At 72.3% G+C, this 25,203-nt stretch carries 25 protein-coding genes; 20 read left to right on the forward strand and 5 right to left on the reverse strand.

All coding sequences use genetic code 11. The features are described 5' to 3' along the window. Positions 1 to 52 precede the first annotated feature (52 nt). Positions 53 to 703, forward strand: coding sequence for a thymidine kinase (locus DNK56_RS28400; protein ID WP_111338631.1), 651 nt, complete (start codon positions 53 to 55; stop codon positions 701 to 703). 28 nt (positions 704 to 731) lie between these two features. On the opposite strand, the gene DNK56_RS28405 is transcribed toward DNK56_RS28400, so the two are convergent. Beyond that, positions 732 to 1,508, reverse strand: coding sequence for a VOC family protein (locus DNK56_RS28405; protein WP_199563596.1), 777 nt, complete (start codon positions 1,506 to 1,508; stop codon positions 732 to 734). A 233-nt stretch (positions 1,509 to 1,741) separates the two neighbouring features. Here DNK56_RS28405 and DNK56_RS28410 point away from each other — a divergent pair, with 233 nt between their 5' ends. Further along, positions 1,742 to 2,572 (forward strand): sulfurtransferase, encoded by an 831-nt coding sequence (locus DNK56_RS28410; protein WP_111338633.1) that lies wholly within the window; start codon positions 1,742 to 1,744, stop codon positions 2,570 to 2,572. Between the two features lie 101 nt (positions 2,573 to 2,673). On the opposite strand, the gene sepH is transcribed toward DNK56_RS28410, so the two are convergent. Beyond that, positions 2,674 to 3,729 (reverse strand): septation protein SepH, encoded by a 1,056-nt coding sequence (gene sepH, locus DNK56_RS28415; protein ID WP_111339651.1) that lies wholly within the window; start codon positions 3,727 to 3,729, stop codon positions 2,674 to 2,676. 495 nt (positions 3,730 to 4,224) lie between these two features. Here sepH and DNK56_RS28420 point away from each other — a divergent pair, with 495 nt between their 5' ends. Further along, complete coding sequence (locus DNK56_RS28420; RefSeq protein ID WP_111338634.1) at positions 4,225 to 5,232, forward strand: hypothetical protein; 1,008 nt, start codon at positions 4,225 to 4,227, stop codon at positions 5,230 to 5,232. Between the two features lie 7 nt (positions 5,233 to 5,239). Here DNK56_RS28420 and DNK56_RS28425 read toward each other — a convergent pair whose 3' ends face one another. Further along, positions 5,240 to 6,562 (reverse strand): D-arabinono-1,4-lactone oxidase, encoded by a 1,323-nt coding sequence (locus tag DNK56_RS28425; protein ID WP_111338635.1) that lies wholly within the window; start codon positions 6,560 to 6,562, stop codon positions 5,240 to 5,242. 210 nt (positions 6,563 to 6,772) lie between these two features. Between DNK56_RS28425 and DNK56_RS28430 the strand changes: the two genes are divergently transcribed. Beyond that, the gene (locus DNK56_RS28430) at positions 6,773 to 7,900 is read left to right on the forward strand and encodes a ferrochelatase (protein ID WP_111338636.1); all 1,128 of its coding nucleotides are present in this window, start codon (positions 6,773 to 6,775) and stop codon (positions 7,898 to 7,900) included. Between the two features lie 69 nt (positions 7,901 to 7,969). Next, positions 7,970 to 8,779: an inositol monophosphatase family protein gene (locus DNK56_RS28435; RefSeq protein ID WP_111338637.1), complete on the forward strand. Its 810-nt coding sequence runs from the start codon at positions 7,970 to 7,972 to the stop codon at positions 8,777 to 8,779. A gap of 114 nt (positions 8,780 to 8,893) precedes the next feature. On the opposite strand, the gene DNK56_RS35590 is transcribed toward DNK56_RS28435, so the two are convergent. Next, positions 8,894 to 9,070 (reverse strand): hypothetical protein, encoded by a 177-nt coding sequence (locus DNK56_RS35590; RefSeq protein WP_199563595.1) that lies wholly within the window; start codon positions 9,068 to 9,070, stop codon positions 8,894 to 8,896. A gap of 383 nt (positions 9,071 to 9,453) precedes the next feature. On the opposite strand from DNK56_RS35590, the gene DNK56_RS28440 reads away from it, so the two are divergent. The 3 genes from DNK56_RS28440 to DNK56_RS28450 all read left to right on the forward strand — a co-directional run bounded on the left by DNK56_RS28440 (position 9,454) and on the right by DNK56_RS28450 (position 12,048). Then, positions 9,454 to 10,107 (forward strand): response regulator transcription factor, encoded by a 654-nt coding sequence (locus DNK56_RS28440; RefSeq protein WP_111338638.1) that lies wholly within the window; start codon positions 9,454 to 9,456, stop codon positions 10,105 to 10,107. A gap of 5 nt (positions 10,108 to 10,112) precedes the next feature. Further along, a complete protein-coding gene (locus DNK56_RS28445) occupies positions 10,113 to 11,345 on the forward strand; it encodes a sensor histidine kinase (protein WP_111338639.1) in 1,233 nt (410 codons plus the stop codon). 406 nt (positions 11,346 to 11,751) lie between these two features. Beyond that, positions 11,752 to 12,048, forward strand: coding sequence for a DUF4193 domain-containing protein (locus DNK56_RS28450; RefSeq protein ID WP_003965732.1), 297 nt, complete (start codon positions 11,752 to 11,754; stop codon positions 12,046 to 12,048). Between the two features lie 327 nt (positions 12,049 to 12,375). On the opposite strand, the gene DNK56_RS28455 is transcribed toward DNK56_RS28450, so the two are convergent. Further along, a complete protein-coding gene (locus DNK56_RS28455) occupies positions 12,376 to 12,834 on the reverse strand; it encodes a DUF3093 domain-containing protein (protein ID WP_111338640.1) in 459 nt (152 codons plus the stop codon). 58 nt (positions 12,835 to 12,892) lie between these two features. Between DNK56_RS28455 and DNK56_RS28460 the strand changes: the two genes are divergently transcribed. The 12 genes from DNK56_RS28460 to DNK56_RS28515 all read left to right on the forward strand — a co-directional run bounded on the left by DNK56_RS28460 (position 12,893) and on the right by DNK56_RS28515 (position 25,170). Beyond that, a complete protein-coding gene (locus DNK56_RS28460; RefSeq protein WP_111338641.1) occupies positions 12,893 to 13,477 on the forward strand; it encodes a PaaI family thioesterase in 585 nt (194 codons plus the stop codon). Continuing rightward, complete coding sequence (dut, locus tag DNK56_RS28465; RefSeq protein ID WP_111338642.1) at positions 13,477 to 14,010, forward strand: dUTP diphosphatase; 534 nt, start codon at positions 13,477 to 13,479, stop codon at positions 14,008 to 14,010. The genes DNK56_RS28460 and dut overlap by 1 nt, the downstream gene beginning before the upstream one ends. A 1-nt stretch (position 14,011) precedes the next feature. Beyond that, on the forward strand, positions 14,012 to 14,770 hold the full coding sequence (locus DNK56_RS28470) for a DUF3710 domain-containing protein (protein WP_111338643.1): 759 nt from the start codon (positions 14,012 to 14,014) through the stop codon (positions 14,768 to 14,770). 294 nt (positions 14,771 to 15,064) lie between these two features. Then, positions 15,065 to 15,154, forward strand: a complete 90-nt coding sequence (gene kdpF, locus DNK56_RS28475) for a K(+)-transporting ATPase subunit F (RefSeq protein ID WP_018520580.1) — start codon at positions 15,065 to 15,067, stop codon at positions 15,152 to 15,154. Between the two features lie 6 nt (positions 15,155 to 15,160). Then, complete coding sequence (kdpA, locus tag DNK56_RS28480; protein ID WP_111338644.1) at positions 15,161 to 16,825, forward strand: potassium-transporting ATPase subunit KdpA; 1,665 nt, start codon at positions 15,161 to 15,163, stop codon at positions 16,823 to 16,825. After that, positions 16,822 to 18,906, forward strand: coding sequence for a potassium-transporting ATPase subunit KdpB (kdpB, locus tag DNK56_RS28485; protein WP_111338645.1), 2,085 nt, complete (start codon positions 16,822 to 16,824; stop codon positions 18,904 to 18,906). The genes kdpA and kdpB overlap by 4 nt, the downstream gene beginning before the upstream one ends. 6 nt (positions 18,907 to 18,912) lie before the next feature. Beyond that, the gene (gene kdpC, locus DNK56_RS28490; protein WP_111338646.1) at positions 18,913 to 19,578 is read left to right on the forward strand and encodes a potassium-transporting ATPase subunit KdpC; all 666 of its coding nucleotides are present in this window, start codon (positions 18,913 to 18,915) and stop codon (positions 19,576 to 19,578) included. A 102-nt stretch (positions 19,579 to 19,680) separates the two neighbouring features. Continuing rightward, the gene (locus DNK56_RS28495; RefSeq protein ID WP_111338647.1) at positions 19,681 to 20,415 is read left to right on the forward strand and encodes an ABC transporter ATP-binding protein; all 735 of its coding nucleotides are present in this window, start codon (positions 19,681 to 19,683) and stop codon (positions 20,413 to 20,415) included. 175 nt (positions 20,416 to 20,590) lie between these two features. Continuing rightward, a complete protein-coding gene (locus tag DNK56_RS28500) occupies positions 20,591 to 23,134 on the forward strand; it encodes a sensor histidine kinase (RefSeq protein ID WP_111338648.1) in 2,544 nt (847 codons plus the stop codon). Positions 23,135 to 23,207: 73 nt separating this feature from the next. Beyond that, a complete protein-coding gene (locus DNK56_RS28505) occupies positions 23,208 to 23,900 on the forward strand; it encodes a response regulator (protein WP_111338649.1) in 693 nt (230 codons plus the stop codon). Between the two features lie 97 nt (positions 23,901 to 23,997). Further along, positions 23,998 to 24,414 carry an OB-fold nucleic acid binding domain-containing protein gene (locus tag DNK56_RS28510; RefSeq protein WP_199563594.1) on the forward strand — a complete coding sequence of 139 codons (417 nt, stop codon included), beginning with the start codon at positions 23,998 to 24,000 and terminating at the stop codon, positions 24,412 to 24,414. A gap of 3 nt (positions 24,415 to 24,417) precedes the next feature. Continuing rightward, positions 24,418 to 25,170 carry a DUF3159 domain-containing protein gene (locus DNK56_RS28515; protein WP_111338651.1) on the forward strand — a complete coding sequence of 251 codons (753 nt, stop codon included), beginning with the start codon at positions 24,418 to 24,420 and terminating at the stop codon, positions 25,168 to 25,170. Positions 25,171 to 25,203: the final 33 nt, after the last annotated feature.

Below are 25,203 nucleotides of genomic sequence, written 5' to 3' on the forward strand. Positions count from 1 at the left end.
CCGTCCCGCGCCGCCGCTCCCCCTTCCCGTCCCGAAAGGTGCTCAACCCCTCATGTCCGAGCTTGTGTTCTTCTCCGGAACGATGGACTGCGGAAAGAGCACCCTGGCCCTCCAGATCGGCCACAACCGCTCGGCGAGGGGCCTGCAGGGCGTGATCTTCACCCGCGACGACCGGGCGGGGCAGGGCAAGCTGTCCTCCCGCCTCGGCCTGGTCACGGAGGCGGTCGAGGCGGACGAGGGCATGGACCTGTACGCGTATCTCGTCGCCCAGCTGTCCAAGGGCGGCCGGGTCGACTACGTGATCGTGGACGAGGCGCAGTTCCTGGCCCCGGCCCAGATCGACCAACTGGCCCGGGTGGTGGACGACCTGGACATGGACGTCTTCGCCTTCGGCATCACGACCGACTTCCGCACCCGGCTCTTCCCCGGTTCGCAGCGGCTGGTCGAGCTGGCCGACCGGATCGAACAGCTCCAGGTCGAGGCCCTGTGCTGGTGCGGTGCCCGCGCCACGCACAACGCCCGGACGATAGACGGCGAGATGGTCGTCGAGGGGGCGCAGGTCGTCGTCGGCGATGTGAACCGCCCGGCGGGCGAGGTCGGTTACGAGGTGCTGTGCCGCAGGCACCACCGCCGCCGCGCGACCGCGGCGTCCGCGCGGGCGGGCGCGCTCTCCCCGGACGTCCTGCCGGTCTCCTCACCCTGAGCGCGCCCGCCTGCGACGGCGAGCCCCGTCAGACCTCGGCCGACCGCTGGATGGTGAAGACCGCGCCCTCCGGGTCCGCGACCGTCGCGACCCGGCCGCTCGGGCCCTCCCTCGGCGGGCTCAGGACCTGGCCGCCCAGCTCCACCACCCGCTGCGCCGCCTCGTCCGTGTCGGCCACCTCGAAGTACGTCATCCAGTGCGGGCCCCGGTCGCGCAGCAGCGTGTGGCCGACGCCGTGCAGGGAGGCCACCGGGCGGCCCTGGAGATACAGCGTCTGGTAGTCGAAGTCCGCCGAGACGACGGCCTTGCTCTCGTAACCGAAGACCGCCTGGTAGAACTTGGCGACCGTCGACGTCTCCCGCGTCACCAACTCGTTCCAGACCGGGGTGCCGGGCGCCCCGGACAGTGTGGTGCCGATGTGCGCGGCGGCCTGCCAGATCCCGAAGACGGCCCCGCCCGGATCGGACGCGATGGCCATCCTGCCCGCCCGGCCCGCGTCGATCGGTCCGACGCCGACCGTGCCGCCGCAGGCCCGGATCGCCTCCGCCGTCCGGTCGGCGTCATCGGTGGCCAGATAGGTCGTCCAGGCGATCGGAAGGTGCCGGTCGGGCGGCAGTTGGCCGATGCCCGCCACCTCCCGTTCGCCGATCAGGGCCCGTACGTACGGGCCCAGCTGCTCGGGGCCGGGGCCGAACTCCCAGCCGAACAGCTCGGCGTAGAAGTTCTGGGTCGTGCGCAGGCCGTGCACGATCAGGCTCACCCAGCAAGGTGTTCCGGGTGTACGCCGAGCGGCAGCCTCGGTCATCGTCACTCTCCTCGGACCATCGTGGTGGCCGTACGGGAAAACGGGGCCGGGCGCGCCGTGGTGCGGCGCGAGCGGAGTAGTACGCCCCGTGCAGATGCTTGCACCACCGGGCGCGGGATGCGCTCCGGCCGCGCCGTCCATTGCGGGATCTCACGGCAGGCGGAACGGTTCGTCAGGGTTTGACCGTTCCCCGTCGTTACGGAGGGCCGGGAGTCTGCGCGAGGATGGCACACATGAAGCCCATCATCTCGGCATCCGATTGTGTGAGCGCGCTGGCGGGGCCACGTCCGCCGGTGCTCCTGGACGTACGTTGGCAGCTGGGCGGCCCGCACGGCCTGCCCGACTACGAGGCGGGGCACATCCCGGGCGCGGTCTTCGTCGACCTCGACGCCGAACTCGCCGGTCCGGCGGGCGAGGGCGGCCGCCACCCGCTGCCCGACCCGGCCGTGTTCGGCGCCGCCATGCGCCGCGCCGGAGTGCGCGCCGACGCGCCGGCCGTCGTCTACGACGGCGGTCAGGGCTGGGCGGCCGCACGGGCCTGGTGGCTGCTGCGCTGGGCGGGCCACGACGACGTCCGGGTCCTGGACGGCGGACTCGCGGCCTGGCCGGGGGAGCTGTCGAAGGAGACCCCGGACCCGGTGGAGGGCGACTTCGTGCCCGCGCCCGGTGCGCTGCCGCTGCTCGACGCGGACGGCGCCGCGGCCCTGGCCCGCTCCGGCGTCCTGCTCGACGCGCGGGCGGCCGAGCGCTACCGGGGCGACGTGGAGCCCATCGACCGGGTCGGCGGCCACATCCCCGGCGCGCTCTCCGCCCCGACCGGCGAGAACATGGCCGCGGACGGACGCTTCCTGAGCCCCGAACACCTGGCCGCCCGGTTCGCCGGGCTGGGCGTCGAGGGGGACGCGGCGGAGGTCGGCGTCTACTGCGGCTCGGGCGTCTCCGGGGCCCAGCAGGTCCTGGCGCTGGAGCTCGCCGGACACCGGGCCGCCCTCTACGCGGGCTCCTGGTCCCACTGGTCCGCCGACCCGTCGCGCCCGGTCGCCACCGGACCCGACCCGCAGTAACGGAACACCGTCGTCCGGGCGGCGCGTGCGCTCCCGGCCGGACTGCGCACGAGGGCCCGTACGCGCTCGCGTACGGGCCCTCGTCATGCTGTCGGGCCTTCTCAGTCCTGCTTCTTGCGGCGGGTGCCGAAGACGATCTCGTCCCAGCTGGGGACCGCCGCCCGGCGTCCGGGGCGCACCCCGTCCGCCTCGGCCTGCCGGTCCGTCGTCCCGGTCAGCCGGTCGCGGTGGCCGGCGACCGCACGCGGCATCAGCACGTCCGCGTAGGCGGAGCCGGCGCCCGCCGACGCGGCGGGAGGCTCCTCGACCTCCGGCTCCTGGGCAGGCTCGATCGCCGGGGGCTCCGGCTGGGTGGGCCGCTCCGGGACGACGAGGTCGCCGCGGAAGCTCGGGACCGCCTCCAGCAGGCTGGTGAGGGAGTCGCGCTCGCTCGCGGTCACCCCGGCGATGCGCTCCTCCGGCTCGGGCGGAGGCGGCGGGGCCGGGCGCTCGATCTGCCGGTCCAGCGCGCGGTCCAGCGGTCGGTCGCGCGGCAGCCGGGCGATCCGGGGGACGAACGGGAAGCTGGGCTCGGGGGCCGCGACCTCGTCCGTCTCGCCGATCAGCGAACGAGCCTCGTCGTCCACGGCCTGGACCAGCCGGCGCGGCGGGTCGTACGTCCAGCTCGCGGAATGCGGCTCACCGGCGACCCGGTACACCAGGAGGACCTCCCAGGTGCCGTCGTCGCGGCGCCAGGAGTCCCACTGGACGGTCTCCCGGTCGGCGCCGCGCAGCAGCAGCCGCTCCTGCACCGCCTCGCCGAGCTGGGGGCCGGTGTTCTCGCCGGGACGGCGTACCGGAGTCTTCCTGGCCCGCTCGGCCATGAAGGCGCGTTCCGCGAGCACGGGGCCCTCGAAGCGGCGCACCCGGTCCACGGGAATCCCGGCGAACTGGGCGACCTCCTCGGCGGAGGCGCCGGCTCGTATCCGGGCCTGGATGTCACGGGGGCGGAGATGGCTCTCCACCTCGATCTCGATCTGCCCCAGCCGGGCGCGGTCGTTGCGCACGGCGGCTCGAAGGCGCTCATCGATCGGAAGCGTGTATTCCGTGCTGTCCGCAGCCTTGAGCACCAGTCGTGTGCCGTCGTTGGAGACGGCCACGACACGCAGTTCGGGCATGGGGACCTCCCGGGTGGTGCCTGCCGACGTCACGTGCGTCGCTGCTTCCGCTAGTCGAGTGTGGCCTGCCCGGCTGCGGCCTGCCACAACATTGCCGTGTTGCCCGGCGTGTCGGGCGTGAGCCCTTGATCGCCGATATGCCACGGTAACCCATGCGCAACGCAAAGTGACCGATGGTCACTCTGCGGAGCAGGTCGCCGTGCGATGCCGTGCGCCGCCGGATCGAGTGCCTCCTTCGGCCCCCTCCCGGAGGTTTCGGACGCCCGTGCGGGTGTCCGGCCCCAGGGCTCGCCACAGTACTCCATTCGGGCCATGTGGGTGGACCGCCGCGCCGCCGAAGTTATCGGGAGGTGTGGAAGTCGACCTACCCCGCAGAACGCCCGCCGCCCATGATCCGTGTCGTGCTTCACACAATCCTCGCAACCGGAACTTTCGACTTCGCTCACGTGTCCCTAGTTGGTGCAGGGTGGGAGAGATGTCAATCAAGGGCTGGAAATGGTGCGGAAGCCGGAAAGCGACACAGAACAGCAGGAAAGGCGGATCGATCTGAGCCTGCCCCAGGTCGCGGGCAGTGCGGTCGCGGCGGTGGCGGCGGCCGTGGCGGCCTCCCAGCTCGGCGTGTACGGGACGATCGCCGGCGCCGGTGTGATGAGCATCGTGGCCACCTGCGGCGGCTCCGTCTTCCAGCACTTCTTCCGCCGTACGGGTGAGCAGATACGTGAGGTCACCGTTCAGGTGAAGCACCCCGGACGCGAGGTGACGGTCCACACCCGCGAGACCGGCGCCCGCCGCCCGGACGACGCGGCCCACCGGGCCCCGGCCGGGATCACCGCGCTGCTCGGCCCGGTCGACGACCCCACGACCGTGCTGCGCCGCACGGACACGGCGGCGGACCTCGACGCCACGACCGTGCTGCGCCACGTAGACGCGGAGGCGGACCGGACGACCGTGCTGCGCCGTCCTGCGGTGGCGCCCGGTCCGGACGAGGAGTTCTCGGCGGCCACCACGCACGGCACCCGGCTGCGGGGCTGGAAGCGGTCGGCCATCGGCGCGGCCGCCGTGTTCGTCGTCTCGATGGCCGGCATCACCACGTACGAACTGATCTCCGGCGGCGACCTCAGCGGTGGCCGCGGTACGACCGTGGGCTCCGTCGTACGCGGCGAGCGCGACGCCGGGCCTTCCACCCCCGCACCCGCCGACGAGGACACGGAACCCGGCCGGGACACCACCGACCGCGCCCCGGACGACCGGGGCACGCCGACCCCCGGCACCGGCGACCGGGACGCGGGCAGCACCGCCCCGCAGCCCGACCGCGGCGGCGCCCCCACCGACGCGGCGAAGCCCACGCCCACGCCGACCCCCACCGGCCCGGCGGGCGGCGCGGTCGAACCGGCGCCCACCCCCAGCCCCGGCGCCACGGACAACGGCGGCGAGAGCCCGGCGACCGACCCGGCCACCCCGGACGGCGCACCGGCCCCCGCCGGTCCCGAGACGGCGCAGTGAGCCCGGATCAGTCGCCCAGCACCCGGCGCAGATAATCGTTGCCGAACAGCCGGTCCGGGTCGAGCCGGTCGCGTACGGCGGCGAACTCGCCGAAGCGCGGGTACACCCCGGCGAGGTACGCGGCGTCCCGCGTGTTGATCTTGCCCCAGTGCGGGCGGCCCGCGTGGGCGGTCATGATCCGCTCCACCGCGGTGAAGTACGCCTGGTAGGGGGTGCCCCGGTACAGGTGGACGGCGATGTACGCGGTCTCCCGGCCCGACGCCGTGGAGAGCGCGATGTCGTCGGCGGGAGCCGTGCGCACCTCCACCGGGAAGCTGATCCGCAGCGGCGAGCGGTCCACCATGGCCCGCAGCTCGCGCAGCGCCGCCACGGCCGCCTCGCGCGGCAGCGCGTACTCCATCTCCACGAACCGCACCCGGCGCGGGCTGGTGAACACCTTGTACGGGATGTCGGTGTACGTGCGGGCCGACAGGGCCCGGCTGGAGAGCTTCGCGATCGAGGGGATCGTGGCGGGCACGGCCCGGCCCAGCGAGCAGGCGACCTGGAAGACGCCGTTGGACAGCAGCTCGTCGTCGATCCAGCCGCTGACGCGGCCGGGCGGGGCGGCGGGACCGGCGCTGCGGTTGTTCCGCTTGGTGTTGCAGTTCCCGGTGTGCGGGAACCAGTAGAACTCGAAGTGCTCGTTCTCGGTCACGAGCCGGTCGAAGTCGGACGTCACCCGGTCGAAGCTCATCGGCTCCTCGCGGGCGGTCAGCAGGAACACCGGCTCCACGGCGAAGGTGATGGCGGTGATGACGCCGAGGGCGCCGAGCCCGATCCGGGCCACCGCGAACACGTCCGGGTTCTCCGTCTCCGAACAGGTCAGCACCGTGCCGTCGGCGGTGACCAGTTCCAGGGCGCGTATCTGCGCCGATATGGACGCCGAGTCACGACCGGTGCCGTGCGTGCCGGTGGAGGTGGCCCCGGCGACCGTCTGCTCCATGATGTCGCCCATGTTGGTGAGCGAGAGGCCCTCGCGGGCCAGCGCGGTGTTGAGCCGCTTCAGCGGGGTGCCCGCCTCGACGGTCACCGTCATCGCCGCGCGGTCGATCTCCCGGATACCCGTCAGCAGATCGGGCCGGATCAGCACCCCGTCGGTGGCCGCGGTCGCGGTGAACGAGTGGCCGGTGCCGGCCGGCTTCACCCGCAGCCCGTCCTCGGACGCCCGGCGGAGCACGTCGGCCAGCTCGTCGACGGAGGCGGGGGACACGGTCCTGGCCGGCCGGGCGGTGACGTTCCCCGCCCAGTTGCGCCACGGGCCCGTCGCCGTCCGTGCGTAGGTCTCGGTCATCTTCCCCGCGCCCTTCCCTAGGAACCGGCCCACCCAGCCGGTGTTTCCCCCGGACGGAGACCACGGGGTTACCGGCCGGTTGGAGGGGGATCATACTCACGGCCCCCGCATATGCATCCACCCCTCCCGAGGCCCGTGCGCAGCCCGGCCGCGCACCCGGCCCGGATGTCGGTGGGAACGGTCCCCGGCGCGGGTGGCAGGATCGACGTCATGTCCGATCTGCGCGATCCCGCCCCCTACGACGCCCTGCTCCTGCTCTCCTTCGGCGGCCCCGAAGGCCCGGACGACGTGGTCCCGTTCCTCGCGAACGTGACCCGCGGCCGGGGCATCCCCGAGGAACGGCTCAAGGAGGTCGGCAAGCACTACTTCCTGTTCGGTGGCGTCAGCCCGATCAACGCCCAGAACAGGGCCCTGCTCGACGCACTGCGCGAGGACTTCTCCGCGCACGGACTGGACCTGCCGGTGTACTGGGGCAACCGCAACTGGGCCCCCTACCTCACCGACACCCTGCGCGAGATGGTCGGGGACGGCCACCGCCGCATCGCTGTCCTGGCCACCAGCGCCTACGCCTCCTACTCCGGCTGCCGGCAGTACCGCGAGAACCTCGCCGACTCACTGGCCGTCCTGGAGGCCGAGGGCCTTCCCGTTCCGCGCGTGGACAAACTCCGGCACTACTTCAACCACCCCGGCTTCGTGGAACCCATGGTGGAGGGTGTCCTCGCCTCGCTGGCGGAGCTGCCCGACGAGGTGCGTCCGGACGCACACCTGGCCTTCACCACGCACTCCATCCCGCTCTCCGCCGCCGACACCTCCGGCCCGGTCGAGGCGCACGGGGACGGCGGCGCCTATGTCGCCGAGCACCTCGACGTGGCCCGGCTGATCGTGGACGCGGTGCGCGAGCGGACCGGGGTGGCCCACCCCTGGCGGCTCGTCTACCAGTCGCGCAGCGGCGCCCCGCACATCCCGTGGCTGGAGCCCGACATCTGCGACCACCTCGAAGCCCTCCACGGCGACGGGGTGCCCGCCGTCGTGATGGCACCCATCGGCTTCGTCTCGGACCACATGGAGGTCCTGTACGACCTCGACACCGAGGCCACCGCCAAGGCCGCCGAGCTGGGACTGCCGGTACGCCGCTCCGCCACCGTGGGCGCCGACCCCCGGTTCGCCGCCGCCGTGCGCGACCTCGTCCTGGAGCGGGCGGCCGCCGAGCGGGGCCTCGAACCCGGGCGGTGCGCCCTCGGGACGCTCGGCGCGAGCCACGACCTGTGCCCGGTGGGTTGCTGCCCGGCCAGGGCCCCGAAGCCCGCCGCCGCGGGCGCCGACAGCCCCTACGCGTGAGCCCCCGCCCTTCCCCGTCCGTCCCCTCTCAACCTCCCAGGGAGCGCCGTGACCAGATTCGAACACTCAGTGGACAGCCTGCTCGAACTCGCGATGGAAGCCGCGGAACTCGCCGGCCGGCTGCTGCGCGACGGGCGTCCGGCGGGTCTGGGGGTGGCCGCGACCAAGTCCAGCCCGGTCGACGTCGTCACCGAGATGGACATCGCCGCCGAGAAGCTGATCACCGAGTACCTGATCGGCCTCCGCCCGTACGACAGCTTCCTCGGCGAGGAGGGCGGCACGACCGCCGAGGGCCGCAGCGGTGTGCGCTGGGTCATCGACCCGCTCGACGGCACGGTGAACTACCTCTACGGACTGCCGTCCTGGTCCGTGTCCATCGGCGTCGAGATGTACGGCGAGCGGGTCGCCGGTGTGGTGGAGGTCCCGATGCGCGGCGAGACGTACTTCGCGCGCCGGGACCACGGCGCCTTCGTCACCGGCGGCCAGTACGGCGAGGAGAAGGTCCGGCTGCGGTGCCGGGAGGCGGCCCCGCTCGCCGAGTCCCTGGTGTCCACCGGTTTCAACTACGTCGCGGACGTCCGGGCCCACCAGGCCGCGGTGGCCCGCGAGCTGATTCCGCAGGTCCGGGACATCCGGCGCGGCGGGTCCGCCGCGATCGACCTGTGCGACGTGGCCGCGGGACGGCTCGACGCCTACTTCGAGCGCGGTCTGCACCCGTGGGACCTGTGCGCCGGGGAGGTCATCGCACGCGAGGCGGGCGCCCTCACCGGCGGGCGCCCCGGCCGGCCGGCGGACGGCGAGCTGACGGTGGCCGCGCCGCCCGGCGTCTTCGAACCGCTCCAGGCCCTCCTGGAGGAGCTGGGAGCCTGGCACGACTGACGGGGGCGCCCCCGCCCCCTCCCGGCCCCCGTCCGGGCAGCACAAGGGCCCCGCGGCCGCCGTACGGCAGCTTCGGGGCCCTTGCGGAACAGCCGGGTGTTCGTCCTGAACGGTTCAGGCGTTCGTTGTCGTGCCGAGGCGCACACCGTGCTCGGCGGCGAGTCGATGAAGGTCGTCGAGTTCGCTCTGCTCGACGTCCGCGAGGAAGTAGTCGCCCGTCTCACGGGCCCGGGTGAGGTCGTCCTCGGTGGTCTTGATGCGGTGCAGCAGACCTGCGGTGAAAGCGTCCATGAAGCGCCCCCTCATCGTGGGTGGGTGGCACGGGGGTGTGCCCGGGTTTCCCTCCGCCGAAGCGGTAGGGCGGGTGATCACGCACTCTCCGGAAGACGGAGGGGCCTGTGACAACGCCACATGGGAAGACGTGATCGAGGGTGTGAATTCGTCCTCCCCAGCCATGGGCTCGGAGAAACCTCAACTGGCCCGGAAAACCCGTGGCTTCCCCGAAGCCGCAGGTCGGACCGCACCGTCTTACCGCCGGTTTATGCGGGATACGGGCAGGATGGAGCCGTACGGGGTGTGCCCGGACCTGCCCGCCGTGCGGGCCGGCCGGGCCCCTTCCGGGTGTCCGGAGCCCCGGTGGAGATGGTTTGCGAAGTTCTAGGGAAGGAAGCGCCGTGCGCGTACTCGTCGTGGAGGACGAGCAGCTGCTCGCCGATGCGGTGGCCACCGGTTTGCGCCGCGAGGCCATGGCCGTCGATGTCGTGTACGACGGGGCCGCGGCCGTGGAGCGCATCGAGGTCAACGACTACGACGTCGTCGTGCTCGACCGCGACCTGCCCCTGGTCCACGGCGACGACGTGTGCCGCCGGATCGTCGAGCTCGGTGTGCCCACCCGGGTGCTCATGCTCACCGCGTCCGGGGACGTCAGCGACCGCGTGGAGGGCCTGGAGCTGGGCGCCGACGACTACCTGCCCAAGCCCTTCGCGTTCAGCGAGCTGACCGCACGGGTACGGGCGCTGGGCCGCCGTACGACCGTCGCCCTGCCGCCCGTCCTGGAACGGGCCGGCATCAAGCTCGACCCCAACCGCCGCGAGGTGTTCCGGGACGGCCAGGAGATCCAGCTCGCGCCCAAGGAGTTCGCCGTCCTGGAGGTCCTGATGCGCAGCGAGGGGGCCGTCGTCTCCGCCGAACAGCTGCTGGAGAAGGCGTGGGACGAGAACACCGACCCGTTCACCAATGTCGTCCGGGTGACCGTCATGACCCTGCGCCGCAAACTCGGCGAGCCCCCGGTGATCGTCACCGTGCCCGGCTCCGGATACCGGATCTGAGACCGGTGCCCCCCGTACCGCCGCCCGTTTCGGCGCCCCCGAAACCCACCTGGGACCCCAAGCAGCCGGAGCCCCCGTACCCCTGGCTGCGCCCGACCATCCGGATACGGCTCACCCTGCTGTACGGCGGGATGTTCCTGATCGCGGGCATCCTGCTGCTGTCGATCATCTACATGCTGGCCGCCCAGGCCATGCACGTGGGCAGTGACCTGCCGTTCAAGATCGTCAGCGGCAAGGTGACCAGCGAGGTCTGCTACCTGCCGCAGAACGCCTCCGCCGACGACTTCAACGCCGCGGTGAACACCTGTGTCAACCATCAGCGCAAGGAGGCGCTGGACACCCTGCTCAACCGGTCGCTGCTCGCCCTGGTGGGCCTGAGCGTCATCGCCTTCGCCTTCGGCTACGCCATGGCGGGCCGGGTCCTCTCGCCGCTGGGCCGGATCACCCGGATCGCCCGCCGGGTGGCCGGCACCGACCTGTCCCGGCGCATCGAGCTGGACGGGCCCGACGACGAGCTGAAGGAGCTGGCCGACACCTTCGACGACATGCTGGACCGCCTGGAGCGGGCCTTCACCGCGCAGCAGCGGTTTGTGGGCAACGCGTCGCACGAGCTGCGCACCCCGCTCGCCATCAACCGCACCCTGCTGGAGGTCCACCTCTCCGACCCCCAGGCGCCGCCCGAGCTCCAGCAGCTGGGCAAGACGCTGCTGGCCACCAACGAGCGCAGCGAGCAACTGGTGGAGGGCCTGCTGCTGCTCGCCCGCAGCGACAACCAGATCATCGAGCGCAAACCCGTGGATCTCGCCGAGGTCGCCTCGCGGGCCATGGACCAGGCGCGCGGGGAGGCCGAGACCAAGGGCGTGGAGATGCGCGAGGAACTGGCGCCGGCGGTCGTCCAGGGCAACGGCGTCCTGCTGGAGCGCATCGCGCTGAACCTCGTGCAGAACGCCGTACGGTACAACGTGCCGGAGGACGGCTGGGTGGCCGTGAGCACGGAGCTGCTGCCCGGCCAGGCGGTGCTCGTCGTCTCGAACACGGGCCCGGTGGTGCCCGCCTACGAGATCGACAACCTCTTCGAGCCGTTCAGACGGCTGCGTACGGAGCGGACGGGCAGCGACAAGGGGGTCGGGCTCGGACTGTCGATCGCGCGGTCCGTGGCCCGCGCCCACGGCGGCCGGATCATCGCGGAACCACGTGAAGGCGGTGGACTTGTGATGCGTGTCTCACTGCCCGTCTGATCGGGCGGACGGGGCGGTTTACGCACTGATTATTTTTTGTTCGCTTTGAGCGGAATTTTCGGGACCTGCTCTCGAAGAGTTCGTGTGTGATCGATCACATGAGCGAACGTGCCCTCCTCTACGCTCGGTGACCGGGGAACTCGCCGGAAACCCGGCGAAACCCCAGGTTTTCAGGGGTGGGTATTACGGGAAGTACACGGGGTGGTGCCTGTCGAAGGTGCCGCCAGGACCGTGTACGGTCCCCATCGCCACCCAAGCCGATCACTCTCGAGCGGTCCTTTTGGGTGTCGATTGAGTAACAGACCTTGATGTGAGGCAAAATCTCCGCCTCGGGTCGGGCACAAGTCCGGCCTCTCATGCGTTACGAGCGCTGAGACACCGCAGACACCCAGAGGGGGAGAGCGACATGGCAACGGATTACGACACCCCACGCAAGACCGACGACGACGTCGATCAGGACAGCCTTGAGGAACTGAAGGCGCGCCGGAGCGACAAGACGGCGTCCGCCGTCGACGTCGACGAGTTCGACGCGGCGGAGGGCCTCGAGCTCCCCGGCGCGGACCTGTCCAACGAGGAGCTGGCCGTACGGGTCCTGCCCAAGCAGGCCGATGAGTTCACCTGCATGAGCTGCTTCCTCGTGCACCACCGCAGCCAGCTGGCCCGCGAGAAGAACGGTCAGCCCATCTGCCGCGACTGCGACTGAGGTCCGGTCGGCCGTGGCAGGGGACAGACCGTTCCGCAAGCGGCGCCCGGACGGACGGAGGGACGAGCGGGGCCCGTGGGCCTCGCTCGAAGCAGCCGGAGCAGCAAGGGAGGCGGCCCGCGAGGCTGCCTCGGCCGGTGATACGGCCGACAGGGCCGGACACACCGGCAGGACGGAGCCCGTGACCGGGGCAGGCCGTCCGGATTCAGTGAAACGGGGAGTACGCCAGGGCGGGGAGAGCGCCGGTGCGGCGATCGGTCGAATCCACGACCCGATCGTCCATGTCGCTCCCCGCGTCCCTGCGCGAGATCTCGCCTCCCGGACCTTTCAGGCCCGGACCGCCGTGTCCAGGGCCGCCACCAGCGCCTGCGGGTCGCGCGTGGAGAGATAGACGTACGGGGTCGCGTCCTGCGGGTCGGTGACCTCCACCCGCACCGCCGTGGGGATGTAGCTGCGCAGCAGCATGAACGCCCTCGGGTCCGCCTTGTGCGTGCGCCAGGCGCGCGCCTCCTCGGCGTCCAGCACCGTGGCCTCCCCGAGCGCCGACACCGGAATCCGCGCGTCCCCGGCGACCAGCGCACCCGCCACCACCCGGATGCGGGCCGAGCCGTACGCGCTGACCGCCACGGCCGACAGGACCGAGCCGCCGGCGAGGCCGCCGAGCAGCGGAAGGGTGCCCAGCGGCAGCAGCATCAGCGCGCACGCGAGGCCGATCAGGACGGCGATCAGCCACCACGAACGGGGAGCGGTGAGGCGTTCGTCGTAAGGCTGGGTGGAAGGCTGCATGGCTCCAAGCTTGGCACGGCGCGACCGGCGGCTACCCGCGCGGGTAAGGTCTGCGCCTGTGAGTGGAACATCTGCGGCTCTGACGCCCCCGGCCGACGCGGTGAAACCGGTCCGGCACCCCGACGCCCCGGCCCCCGGCGAGCTTCTCGGCGCGCACTACGAGCACTGCTTCGGCTGCGGCTCCGGACAGCCCCACGGGCTGCACCTCCAGGCCCGCGCCGAGGAGGGTGTCCGGGTGACCGCCGAGTTCACCGTGCAGGAGGCCCACCAGGGCGCTCCGGGCCTCGCGCACGGCGGTGTGCTGGCGACCGCGCTGGACGAGACGCTGGGCTCGCTGAACTGGCTGCTGCGGGTGATCGCGGTGACCGGGCGGCTGGAGACCGACTTCGTGCGGCCCGTCCCGGTCGGCACCGTGCTGTTCCTCGACGCCGAGATCACCGCGGTGCACGGGCGCAAGCTCTACTCGCGGGCGGTCGGCCGCATCGGCGGACCGGACGGGCCGGTGGCCGTGCGCGCCGACGCCCTGTTCATCGAGGTCAAGGTGGACCACTTCATCGACAACGGCCGGCCGGCCGAGATCCGGGCCGCCATGGCCGACCCCGACCAGGTCAAGCGCGTCCGCGCCTTCGAGGTGAACCCCTGATGCGCCACCCCGTGGACGTCCTCATCCGCCGGGTCGACCCGGATGTGCCGCTGCCGTCCTACGGGCACCCCGGTGACGCCGGCGCCGATCTCGTGACCACCGAGGCCGCCGAGCTGGCGCCGGGGGAGCGGACCGTGCTGCCGACCGGGGTTTCGATCGCCCTGCCGGACGGGTACGCCGCGTTCGTGCACCCACGATCCGGTCTCGCCGCCCGCTGCGGAGTCGCCCTGGTGAATGCCCCGGGGACGGTCGATGCCGGGTACCGTGGAGAGATCAAGGTGATCGTCATCAATCTCGACCCGCGCGAGTCCGTGCGGTTCGAGCGGTTCGACCGGATTGCCCAACTGGTCGTGCAGCAGGTCGAGAAGGTGCGCTTCCACGAGGTGTCGGAGCTTCCCGGCTCGGCGCGGGCCGAGGGGGGCTTCGGGTCCACCGGCGGTCATGCCGCCGTTGATGTTGATGGCGTCCGGGGCGGGGTTCCCCAGGGCGGGAACAACTACGCTTCGGTCGAATCCGACCGGGAAGGACAGTGACGTGTTCGGACGTCGCAAGAACAGTGGTGCCGCCGATGACAAGGCGGACGAGGCGCGCGAGGCCGAGCAGGTCGTCGACGAGCAGACCGAGGGCGAGCCGCGCCGGACGAACCTTCCGCCGGCACCGCGCCCGGACGGCCCGTGGGACATCGAGGAGGTGTCCCCGCCCGGCGACGGCCGGGTGGACCTGGGCGGCATCTTCGTGCCCGGTGTCGAGGGCATGGAGCTGAGGGTCGAGGTCGCCGGTGACGCGATCGTCGCGGCCACCGTCGTGCTGCGCGACAGCGCGATCCAGCTCCAGGCGTTCGCCGCGCCCAAGAAGGAGGGCATCTGGGGCGAGGTCCGCGAGGAGATCGCCTCGGGCATCACCCAGCAGGGCGGCATCATCGACGAGGTCGAGGGCCCGCTGGGCTGGGAGCTGCGCGCGCAGGTCCCCGTACAGCTTCCCGACGGGACCAATGGCGTGCAGCTGGTGCGGTTCGTCGGTGTCGACGGCCCGCGCTGGTTCCTGCGCGGTGTGATCTCCGGCCAGGGCGCCGTGCAGCCGGAGGCCGCCGGGCTCCTGGAGACGGTCTTCCGGGACACCGTGGTCGTCCGCGGCGAGGGCCCGATGGCCCCGCGCGACCCGATCGTCCTCAAGCTCCCCAACGACGCCCAGATGGTCCCCGAGGGCGTGCAGCAGGAGGAGCAGGAGGGCTCGCGCTTCTCCGGTGGCATGGCGGGCCTCCAGCGCGGCCCCGAGATCACCGAGGTGCGCTGACCCGCACACCCGACGACGGCCGGTGGGCCGCACCCCTTCCCCGGGGTGCGGCCCACCGGCCGTCGCGCGTACAGGACGCGTATCGGCGGCGTACAGGCGGCGTCAAGGCCGCGCCCACTCCCGTAAAGGAGGCATCAACGCAGGTCACAGCGGTGCCGGCGGGGGGTTTGCTCATGAGGTCCGATTCAACGACACCTCAATCCGGGAGCATCCGATGGCCGACACGGCCTTCGTCGTCACCACGATCGCGGTCTTCGCGCTGGTGGCACTCGTCGCCAGGGGGGTGGCGAAGCTGTGACCGCGGACAACGTGGCCGGCCTCGTCGTGGCCGCCGCCCTGCTGGGCTACCTCGTCCTCGCCCTCCTCTTCCCGGAGAGGTTCTGAGCCGATATGAGCCCCGTCCTCTCCGGTGTGCTCCAGCTCCTCGCGCTTGTGGTGGCGCTGGGGCTGGCGTACCGCCCGCTCGGCGACCACATGGCCCGCGTCTACACCTCGACCCGCCATCTGCGGGCCGAGCGGTGGATCTACCGGGCGATCGGCGCCGACCCCGGCGCGCAGATGCGCCGCGCCGCCTATTTGCGCGGTGTCCTCGCCTTCTCCGCCGTAGGCGTCCTCCTGCTGTATCTGCTGCAACGGCTCCAGGGCGTCCTGCCCGGCTCGCTCGGCTTCTCCTCGATCGACCCGGACCAGGCGTTCAACACCGCCGCCTCGTTCGTCGCGAACACCAACTGGCAGTCGTACGCCGGCGAGCAGGCCATGGGCCACCTCGTGCAGACCGGCGGTCTGGCCGTGCAGAACTTCCTCTCCGCCGCCGTCGGCATGGCCGTCGCGATCGCCCTCGTCCGCGGGTTCGCCGCATCGCGCACCGGGGAACTCGGCAACTTCTGGTGCGACCTGGTGCGCGGCACCGTACGCGTCCTGCTGCCGCTCGCCGCGGTCGGCGCGCTCGTCCTCGTCGCCTGCGGGGCGATACAGAACTTCGCCGGCATCCACGAGGTCGGGCAGTTCACCGGCGGCGGTCAGGAATGGAACGGCGGCGCGGTCGCCTCCCAGGAGGCCATCAAGGAGCTGGGCACCAACGGCGGCGGCTACTTCAACGCCAACGCGGCCCACCCCTTCGAGAACCCCAGCGGCCTGTCCAACCTCTTCGAGATCTTCCTGATCCTTCTCATCCCGTTCGCGCTGACCCGCACCTTCGGCCGCATGGTGGGCTCCGTCCGGCAGGGGTACGCGCTGCTGGGCACCATGCTCGTCTTCTGGCTCGGCTTCTCCGCGCTGATGATGTGGACCGAGTCCGCCCACCACGGCCCCGCGTTCGAGCTCGCGGGCGGCGCCACCGAGGGCAAGGAGACCCGGTTCGGCATCGGCGGCTCGTCGCTGTTCGCCGTCGCCACCACACTCACCTCCACCGGCGCGGTGAACTCCTTCCACTCCTCGTACACCGGCCTCGGCGGCGGCCTCACGCTGCTCGGCATGCAGCTCGGCGAGATCGCCCCCGGCGGCGTCGGCTCCGGGCTGTACGGCATGCTGATCATGGCGCTCGTCGCGGTGTTCATCGCCGGTCTGATGGTCGGGCGCACACCCGAATACCTCGGCAAGAAGATCGGCGTCCGCGAGATCCAGCTCGCCGCCTGCTACCTCCTGGTCACCCCGGCCCTGGCGCTCGGCTTCACCGCGGCGGCCGTCGCCCTGCCCACCCCGCCCGACTCCACCGCCAACTCCGGGGCGCACGGCTTCTCCGAGATCCTGTACGCCTACACCTCCGGCGCCAACAACAACGGCTCGGCGTTCGCCGGGCTGAACGCGGACACACCGTGGTTCAACACCACCATCGGGCTCGCCATGCTGCTGGGCCGCTTCCTGCCCATGGTGTTCGTCCTCGCCCTGGCCGGCTCGCTGGCCGAGCAGCGGCCCGTACCGGCCAACTCCGGCACCCTCGCCACCCACACCCCGCTGTTCGGCGGACTGCTCGCCGCGGTCGTGGTGGTCGTCGCCGGCCTGACCTACTTCCCGGCCCTCGCCCTGGGCCCGCTCGCCGAAGGGCTCGCGTCATGACCCCACCCACACCCCGGCCGGCCCCGATACCGCCGGCCGCGCGGCAGGTCCGCACCGGCGCGGCGCTGTCCGACCCCAGGACGCTGCTCGCCGCGCTGCCCCTGGCGGTGCGCAAGCTCCATCCCAGGGCGATGGCCGCCTCACCCGTCATGTGCGTGGTGCTCGCCGGGTCCGTCGTCACCACCGTGCTCGCCGCCCGCGACCCCGGCGACCTGTTCGGCTGGGCGATCACCGGCTGGCTGTGGCTGACCACGCTCTTCGCCAACCTCGCCGAAGCCGTCGCCGAGGGGCGCGGCAAGGCCCAGGCCGACACGCTGCGGCGGGCGAAGACCGACACCGTCGCCCGCCGGCTGACCGGCGGACGCGAGGAGCGGATCGCCGGCACCGAGCTGCGCGTCGGCGACCTGGTCGTCTGCGAGGCGGGCGACATCGTCCCCGGCGACGGGGACGTCGTGGAGGGCGTGGCCGGCGTGGACGAGTCCGCGGTGACCGGCGAGTCCGCCCCCGTCATCCGCGAGTCCGGCGGCGACCGCAGCGCCGTCACCGGCGGTACGAAGGTGCTCTCCGACCGCATCGTCATCAGGATCACCACCCGGCCCGGCGAGACGTTCATCGACCGGATGATCGCCCTGGTGGAGGGAGCCGCCCGGCAGAAGACGCCCAACGAGATCGCCCTGAACATCCTGCTGGCGTCCCTGACGATCGCCTTCCTGCTCGCCGTGGTCACCCTCCAGCCCTTCGCCGTGTACGCGGGCGGCGAGCAGTCCGTCGCCGTGCTCACCGCGCTGCTGGTCTGCCTCATCCCGACCACCATCGGCGCGCTGCTCTCCGCGATCGGCATCGCGGGCATGGACCGGCTGGTGCGGCGCAATGTGCTCGCGATGTCCGGGCGGGCCGTCGAGGCGGCCGGGGACGTCTCGACGCTGCTGCTCGACAAGACCGGCACCATCACCCACGGCAACCGCCGGGCCACCGCCCTGCTGCCCGTCGCCGGGGTCACCGGCGAGGAACTGGCGCGGGCCGCCCGGCTCGCCTCGCTGGCCGACGAGACCCCCGAGGGCCGGTCCGTGGTCGCCCTCGCCGGGGAGCGGTACGGGCAGGGCGAACCCCGCGCGGACGAGCTGAGCGACGCCACCTGGGTCGCCTTCACCGCCCACACCCGCATGTCCGGCGTGGACGTGGCCGGGCGCAGCGTCCGCAAGGGCGCCGCCGGGGCGGTCTCCGCCTGGGTGCGCGAGCGCGGCGGAAGCGTCCCCGGCGAGGCGCGCCGGCTCGCCGACGACATCGCGGCCGAGGGCGGCACCCCGCTCCTGGTGGCCACCGAGGACACGGCCGGCGCCCGGGTCCTGGGCGTCGTCCACCTCAAGGACGTCGTCAAGGAGGGCATGCCCGAGCGGTTCGCCGAGCTGCGCCGGATGGGCATCCGCACCGTCATGATCACCGGGGACAACGCGCTCACCGCGAAGGCCATCGCCAGGGAGGCCGGGGTCGACGACTTCCTGGCCGAGGCCACGCCCGAGGACAAGATGGCCCTCATCAAGCGGGAGCAGGCCGGTGGCGCGCTCGTCGCGATGACCGGCGACGGCACCAACGACGCCCCGGCGCTCGCGCAGGCCGACGTCGGCGTGGCCATGAACAGCGGGACCGCGGCCGCCAAGGAGGCCGGGAACATGGTCGACCTGGACTCCGACCCGACCAAGCTCATCGAGATCGTGGAGATCGGCAGGCAGCTGCTGATCACCCGGGGCGCGCTCACCACGTTCTCGCTGGCCAACGACATCGCGAAGTACTTCGCGATCATCCCCGCGATGTTCGCCGCCGTGTACCCGGGCCTGGACCGGCTCAACATCATGGACCTGTCCTCGCCCCGGACCGCGATCCTCTCCGCCGTGATCTTCAACGCGCTGATCATCGTCGCGCTCGTGCCGCTCGCCCTGCGGGGCGTACGCCACCGGCCCGGCGGCGCGTCCGCCCTGCTCCGGCGCAACCTCGCCGTCTACGGCATCGGCGGGCTGATCGCGCCCTTCGCCGGCATCAAGCTCATCGACCTGCTCCTCTCCCTCCTCCCCGGAATCGGCTGACCCGCCATGCACACACCCGTACGCAACCCCGCCCGCCAGGTCTGGGCCGCCCTGCGCGCCCTGCTCGTCCTCACCCTGGTCTGCGGCGTCCTCTACCCGCTCGCCGTCACCGGGGCCGCGCAGACGCTCATGCCGCACCGCGCGGACGGCTCCCGGATCACCGACGGCGGCCGGGTCGTCGGCTCCGCCCTCATCGGCCAGCGCTACGACCTGCCGGCCACGCAGGACGGGGAGAGCGCACAGCCCGATCTGCGCTGGTTCCAGCCGCGCCCCTCCGCCGGGCTCGGCACCAACAGCCGCAACACCCGCTACTCGCTGCTCGTCTCCGGCGCGAGCAACCTGGCCGGCGACAGCCCGGAGCTGATCGACCGGGTCACCGCCGCCCGGGCGGCCGTCGTCCGGGACAACTCCGTCCCCGGCCACCCGGTCGATCCCGCGCAGGTGCCCGCCGACGCGGTCACGTCCTCCGGCTCCGGGCTCGACCCCCACATCTCCCCGGCGTACGCACAGCTCCAGGTCCGCCGCGTCGCCGCCCGCAACCACCTGGACGCCGACCGGGTCGCCGCGCTGGTCGAACGGCACACCGAGGGCCGCCTCCTCGGCTTCATCGGCGAACCGCGCGTCAACGTCCTCCGGCTCAACGTCGCGCTGCGCCGGCTGGCGACGGGCTGAACGGCGGGGCGATGCCTCCGGACCGCATCCGGGGGCATTGCCCCGTCCCGTGCCACCTGCACATACTGGCGGCCGACAGCCGAGGACCCACGGGGGAGCGACATGACCGAGAACAGCGCCGACACGAGCACCGGCGGGGGCACCGGGACGGTCCTCGCCGACGGCCCGATGGTGCGCGTCGAGGACCTGCGCCGCTCCTACGGCTCCGGCGCGGGCGCCGTGCACGCGCTGCGCGGCGTCTCCTTCGAGGTGCCGCGCGGCGAGCTGGTCGCCCTCAAGGGCCGTTCCGGCTCCGGCAAGACCACCCTGCTCAACCTCGTCGGGGGCCTGGACAGCCCGGACGGCGGCCGGATCACCGTGGACGGCACCGACCTCTCCACCCTCGGCGAGAACGGGCTGCTGGAGCTGCGCCGGGACCGCATCGGCTTCATCTTCCAGTCCTTCGGCCTGATCCCGATCCTCACGGCGGCGGAGAACGTCGGCGTACCTCTGCGGCTGCGCAAGGCCGACCCCCGCGAGCGCGAGGAGCGGGTGTCGCTGCTGCTCTCCCTCGTCGGCCTCGCCGACCACGCGGCGCAGCGCCCCGGCGAGATGTCCGGCGGCCAGCAGCAGCGGGTGGCCATCGCCCGCGCGCTCGCCAACCGGCCCGCCCTGCTGATCGCGGACGAGCCCACCGGGCAGCTCGACCAGGAGACCGGGCTCGCGGTGATGGAGCTGCTGCGCGCCGTCGTGCACAGCGAGAACGTCACCGCGCTCGTCGCCACCCACGACGCCCAGCTGCTGGGCCTGGCCGACCGGGTGCTGGAGCTCGGCGACGGGCACATCATCGAGCACTGACCGGCGGCTGCGCGGCCGTAGCGGGAGCGCCGGCCTGCGGCCCCGCCGCCGTATCAGGGTTGTGTCAATTCCCGCCGCCTTCCCACTCCCCGTCCGATATGCCGGAAATTCACCAGGTACTTTCGAACCAGGGCCGCCAGGACGGCGGCCGCCGGTTTCGGAAGACAATGGGGCCATGGGGCGCGGCAAACTTCGGATCTACCTCGGGGCGGCACCCGGCGTCGGCAAGACGTACGCGATGCTCGCCGAGGCGCACCGGCGCGTCGAGCGGGGCACCGACTGCGTCGTCGCCTTCGTCGAACACCACGACCGGCCGCGCACCGAGACCATGCTGCACGGCCTGGAAACCGTGCCCCGCCGGGAGATGGAGCACCGCACGGCCCTGTTCACCGAGATGGACATCGACGCCGTCCTGGAGCGCGCCCCGGCCGTCGCCCTGGTGGACGAGCTCGCCCACACCAATGTGCCCGGCTCCCGCAACGCCAAGCGCTGGCAGGACGTCGAGGAACTCCTCCAGGCCGGCATCGACGTCGTCTCCACGGTCAACATCCAGCACCTGGAATCCCTGGGCGACGTCGTCGAGTCCATAACCGGCGTACGCCAGCGCGAGACCGTGCCCGACGAGGTCGTCCGCCGCGCCGACCAGCTCGAACTGGTCGACATGTCGCCCCAGGCCCTGCGCCGCCGCATGGCCCACGGCAACATCTACAAACCGGACCGGATCGACGCCTCCCTCTCCAACTACTTCCGCCCCGGCAACCTCACCGCCCTGCGCGAACTGGCTCTCCTCTGGGTCGCCGACCGGGTCGACGAATACCTCCAGCAGTACCGGGGCGAGCACAACATCCGCACCACCTGGCAGGCCCGCGAACGCATCGTCGTCGGCCTCACCGGGGGCCCCGAGGGCCGCACCCTCATCCGCCGCGCCGCGCGCATGGCGGCCAAGGGCTCCGGCAGCGAGATCCTCGCCGTCTACATCGCCCGCAGCGACGGACTGACCGCGGCCTCGCCCAAGGAGCTGACCGTCCAGCGCACCCTCGTCGAGGACCTGGGCGGCACCTTCCACCACGTCATCGGCGACGACATACCCTCCGCGCTCCTGGCCTTCGCGCGCGGCGTCAACGCCACCCAGATCGTCCTCGGCTCCAGCCGCCGCAAGACCTGGCAGTACATCTACGGACCCGGCGTCGGCGCCACCGTCGCACGCGAGTCCGGCACCGACCTCGACGTCCACATCGTCACCCACGGCGAGGTCGCCAAGGGCCGGGGCCTGCCCATGGCACGCGGCGCCCGCCTCGGCCGCGCCCGCATCATCTGGGGCTGGGCGGTCGGCGTCGGCGGCCCCGTCCTCCTCGCCGTCCTCCTCAAGGCCCTGGAGAGCGGTCCCGGCCTCGCCAACGACGTCCTGCTCTTCCTCTTCATGACCGTCGGCGCCGCCCTCATCGGCGGACTGCTGCCCGCCCTCGCCTCGGCCGCCGCCGGCTCGCTGCTCCTCAACTACTGGTTCACCCCGCCCACCCACACCCTCACCGTCCAGGACCCGGAGAACTTCGTCGCCATCGTGATCTTCTTCGCGGTGGCGGTCGCGGTGGCCTCCGTGGTGGATCTCGCGGCCCGCCGCACCCACCAGGCCGCCCGGCTGCGCGCGGAGGCCGAGATCCTGTCCTTCCTGGCCGGCAGCGTGCTGCGCGGTGAGACCACACTGCCCGCGCTCCTGGACCGGGTCCGCGAGACCTTCGGCATGGGCTCCGTCGCCCTGCTGGAGCGCAGCAGCGACGTCGATCCCTGGACCTGCGCCGGCAGCGTCGGCCCGGCCCCGGCCGCCCGGCCCGAGGACGCCGACGTGGACATGCCGGTCGGCGACCACATGGCGCTCGCCCTGACCGGCCGGGTGCTGCCCGCCGAGGACCGCCGGGTGCTCGGCGCGTTCGCCGCCCAGGCCGCCGTCGTCCTGGAACGCGAACGCCTGGTGGACGAGGCCGAGGAGGCCCGCAGACTCGCCGAGGGCAACCGCATCAGGACCGCGCTCCTGGCCGCCGTCAGCCATGACCTGCGCACCCCGCTCGCCGCGATCAAGGCCGCCGTCTCCTCCCTGCGCTCCGACGACGTCGCCTGGTCCGAGGACGACGAGGCGGAACTCCTCGAAGGCATCGAGGACGGCGCCGACCGCCTCGACCACCTCGTCGGCAACCTCCTGGACATGTCCCGCCTCCAGACCGGCACCGTCACCCCGCTCATCCGCGAGATCGACCTGGACGAGGTGGTGCCCATGGCCCTGGGCGGCGTCCCCGAGGACAGCGTCGACCTGGACATCCCCGAGACGCTGCCCATGGTCGCCGTCGATCCCGGCCTCCTGGAGCGGGCCGTCGCCAACATCGTGGAGAACGCCGTCAAGTACAACCCCGACGGCGACCGCGTCACCGTGGCCGCCAGCGCGCACGGCGACCGCGTCGAACTCCGGGTCGCCGACCGGGGCCGGGGCGTTCCCGACGAGGGCAAGGAACGCATCTTCGAACCCTTCCAGCGCTACGGGGACGCCCCGCGCGGGTCCGGGGTCGGCCTCGGCCTCGCGGTCGCCCGCGGTTTCGCCGAATCCATGGGCGGCACGCTGGACGCCGAGGACACCCCCGGCGGCGGCCTCACCATGGTCCTCACCGTCAAGGCGGCACCCGGCCACGCCCCCGCCGCCCCCGGCCTGCCCGCGCGGGTCACCTCATGACCGCGCGTCTCACCCCATGACCGGCGGACCGCTCCGCGCAACGACGTACGCCCAGCAGAAAGGCAGGACCGCGATGACCCGCGTGCTAGTGGTCGACGACGAGCCGCAGATCGTGCGTGCCCTCGTGATCAACCTGAAGGCGCGCAAGTACGAGGTGGACGCCGCGCCAGACGGGGCCACCGCCCTCCAGCTCGCCGCCGCCCGCCACCCCGACGTCGTCGTCCTGGACCTCGGGCTGCCCGACATGGACGGCGTGGACGTGATCCGGGGCCTGCGCGGCTGGACCCGCGTCCCGATCCTGGTGCTCTCGGCCCGCCACACCTCCGACGAGAAGGTCGAGGCGCTGGACGCGGGGGCCGACGACTACGTGACCAAGCCGTTCGGCATGGACGAGCTGCTGGCCAGGCTGCGGGCCGCGGTGCGCCGGGCGGAGCCGGTCGGGCCGGGCGGCGGGGACCAGGCCGTCGTCGTGGAGACCGCGGGCTTCACCGTCGACCTGGCCGCCAAGAAGGTCCACCGCGACGGCCGCGACGTACGGCTCACCCCCACCGAGTGGCATCTGCTGGAGGTCCTGGTCCGCAACGGCGGCCGGCTCGTCAGCCAGCGCCAGCTCCTCCAGGAGGTCTGGGGCCCCTCGTACGGCACCGAGACCAACTATCTGCGGGTCTACATGGCCCAGCTGCGGCGCAAGCTGGAGGCCGATCCCTCCCATCCCCGCCACTTCGTCACCGAGCCCGGCATGGGTTACCGCTTCGAGCGCGCCTGAAACCGCCGGCCGCCCCCGAGACGGCCGCGCACAGTCCTTCGTTCGAGTGAGACGGCGGCCACCCGCCACGCGCCCGCGGGACCGGTACCCTTCGGGTATGAGTGCTGTTCCCCGATCCGAGAAGCCCCACAAGGGCGACCGGCCGTCCGGGCGCTTCCGCCGGATGCTGGACCGGCTTTCCAGCTCCCAGCAGGACCTGGAGTGCGAGGAGCTGGAGGAGGACACGCAGGCATCGGGGTGCACCCGCATCTCCGAGTGCACCGACCGCCAGATCGTCAAGGTGACTGGTACCTTGCGGACGGTCACCCTGCGGCCGCGCGCCGGAGTGCCCGCCCTGGAGGCGGAGCTCTTCGACGGCACCGCGCCGCTCGACGTGGTCTGGCTCGGCCGCCGCTCCATCGTGGGCATAGAACCGGGCCGCAAGCTCATCGCCTCCGGCCGGATCGCCATGAGCCACGGCCGCCGGGTGCTGTTCAACCCCAAATACGAACTCCGACCGCTCGGCAAGGAGTAGCCGGTGACGTCTCTCGACAAGCCGACGTCCGACACGGACCGCACCACCGACCAGCAGGACGCCGACAGCAGGGCGGTCACCGAGGCCGCCCTCTTCGAGGCGTTCGGCGGCGTGAGGGGCATGGTGGAGACGGTCCTGCCCGGACTGCTCTTCGTCACGATCTTCACCATCGACAAGAACCTCACCAACTCGGCCATCGCGGCCGTCGCGGTGTCGCTGGTGCTGTTCGCCGTGCGGCTCATCCGCAAGGACACCGTCAAGCACGCCTTCAGCGGCGTCTTCGGCGTGGCCTTCGGTGTGGTCTTCGCCAAGATGACGGGCAACGCCAAGGACTTCTACCTGCCGGGCATGCTCTACACCCTCGGCCTCGCCGCGGCGTACCTGGTCACCGCGGCCGCCGGACTGCCCCTGATCGGCCTCATCCTGGGCCCGGTCTTCAAGGAGAACCTCTCCTGGCGCACCCGTAACCCCGGCCGCAAGAAGGCGTACGTCAAGGCCAGCTACGCCTGGGGGCTGATCCTCCTCGCCAAGTCGGCGGTCCTCTTCCCGCTGTACTGGTGGGCCGACACCACCCAGCTCGGCTGGGTCCTGGTCGCCCTCAAGATCCCGCCGTTCCTGCTCGCCGTCTACCTGACCTGGGTGTTCCTCGCCAAGGCGCCGCCGCCCATCGACGTCTTCGCCGAGATGGAGGCGGAGGAGGAGGCCGAGAAGGCCCGCAAGGCCGCCGCCGAAGCCGCCCGGAGCCAGGACGCCTGACGCTCATGGAAAGGGGCCCGTCACCACCGGTGA

Origin of the sequence: Streptomyces sp. AC1-42W (assembly GCF_003248355.1) — a bacterium.
GTDB lineage: Bacteria > Actinomycetota > Actinomycetes > Streptomycetales > Streptomycetaceae > Streptomyces.

Coding starts and splice junctions, on each gene's coding strand:
- kdpC (WP_111338646.1), top strand. CDS start 18,913: ATGCACACACCCGTACGCAACCCCGCCCGCCAGGTCTGGGCCGCCCTG.
- DNK56_RS28430 (WP_111338636.1), top strand. CDS start 6,773: ATGTCCGATCTGCGCGATCCCGCCCCCTACGACGCCCTGCTCCTGCTC.
- DNK56_RS28425 (WP_111338635.1), bottom strand. CDS start 6,562: ATGACCGAGACCTACGCACGGACGGCGACGGGCCCGTGGCGCAACTGG.
- DNK56_RS28500 (WP_111338648.1), top strand. CDS start 20,591: ATGGGGCGCGGCAAACTTCGGATCTACCTCGGGGCGGCACCCGGCGTC.
- kdpB (WP_111338645.1), top strand. CDS start 16,822: ATGACCCCACCCACACCCCGGCCGGCCCCGATACCGCCGGCCGCGCGG.
- DNK56_RS28495 (WP_111338647.1), top strand. CDS start 19,681: ATGACCGAGAACAGCGCCGACACGAGCACCGGCGGGGGCACCGGGACG.
- DNK56_RS28450 (WP_003965732.1), top strand. CDS start 11,752: ATGGCAACGGATTACGACACCCCACGCAAGACCGACGACGACGTCGAT.
- DNK56_RS28410 (WP_111338633.1), top strand. CDS start 1,742: ATGAAGCCCATCATCTCGGCATCCGATTGTGTGAGCGCGCTGGCGGGG.
- DNK56_RS28455 (WP_111338640.1), bottom strand. CDS start 12,834: ATGCAGCCTTCCACCCAGCCTTACGACGAACGCCTCACCGCTCCCCGT.
- DNK56_RS28400 (WP_111338631.1), top strand. CDS start 53: ATGTCCGAGCTTGTGTTCTTCTCCGGAACGATGGACTGCGGAAAGAGC.
- DNK56_RS28510 (WP_199563594.1), top strand. CDS start 23,998: ATGAGTGCTGTTCCCCGATCCGAGAAGCCCCACAAGGGCGACCGGCCG.
- DNK56_RS28420 (WP_111338634.1), top strand. CDS start 4,225: ATGGTGCGGAAGCCGGAAAGCGACACAGAACAGCAGGAAAGGCGGATC.
- DNK56_RS35590 (WP_199563595.1), bottom strand. CDS start 9,070: ATGGACGCTTTCACCGCAGGTCTGCTGCACCGCATCAAGACCACCGAG.
- dut (WP_111338642.1), top strand. CDS start 13,477: ATGCGCCACCCCGTGGACGTCCTCATCCGCCGGGTCGACCCGGATGTG.
- DNK56_RS28505 (WP_111338649.1), top strand. CDS start 23,208: ATGACCCGCGTGCTAGTGGTCGACGACGAGCCGCAGATCGTGCGTGCC.
- sepH (WP_111339651.1), bottom strand. CDS start 3,729: ATGCCCGAACTGCGTGTCGTGGCCGTCTCCAACGACGGCACACGACTG.
- DNK56_RS28405 (WP_199563596.1), bottom strand. CDS start 1,508: ATGACCGAGGCTGCCGCTCGGCGTACACCCGGAACACCTTGCTGGGTG.
- kdpA (WP_111338644.1), top strand. CDS start 15,161: ATGAGCCCCGTCCTCTCCGGTGTGCTCCAGCTCCTCGCGCTTGTGGTG.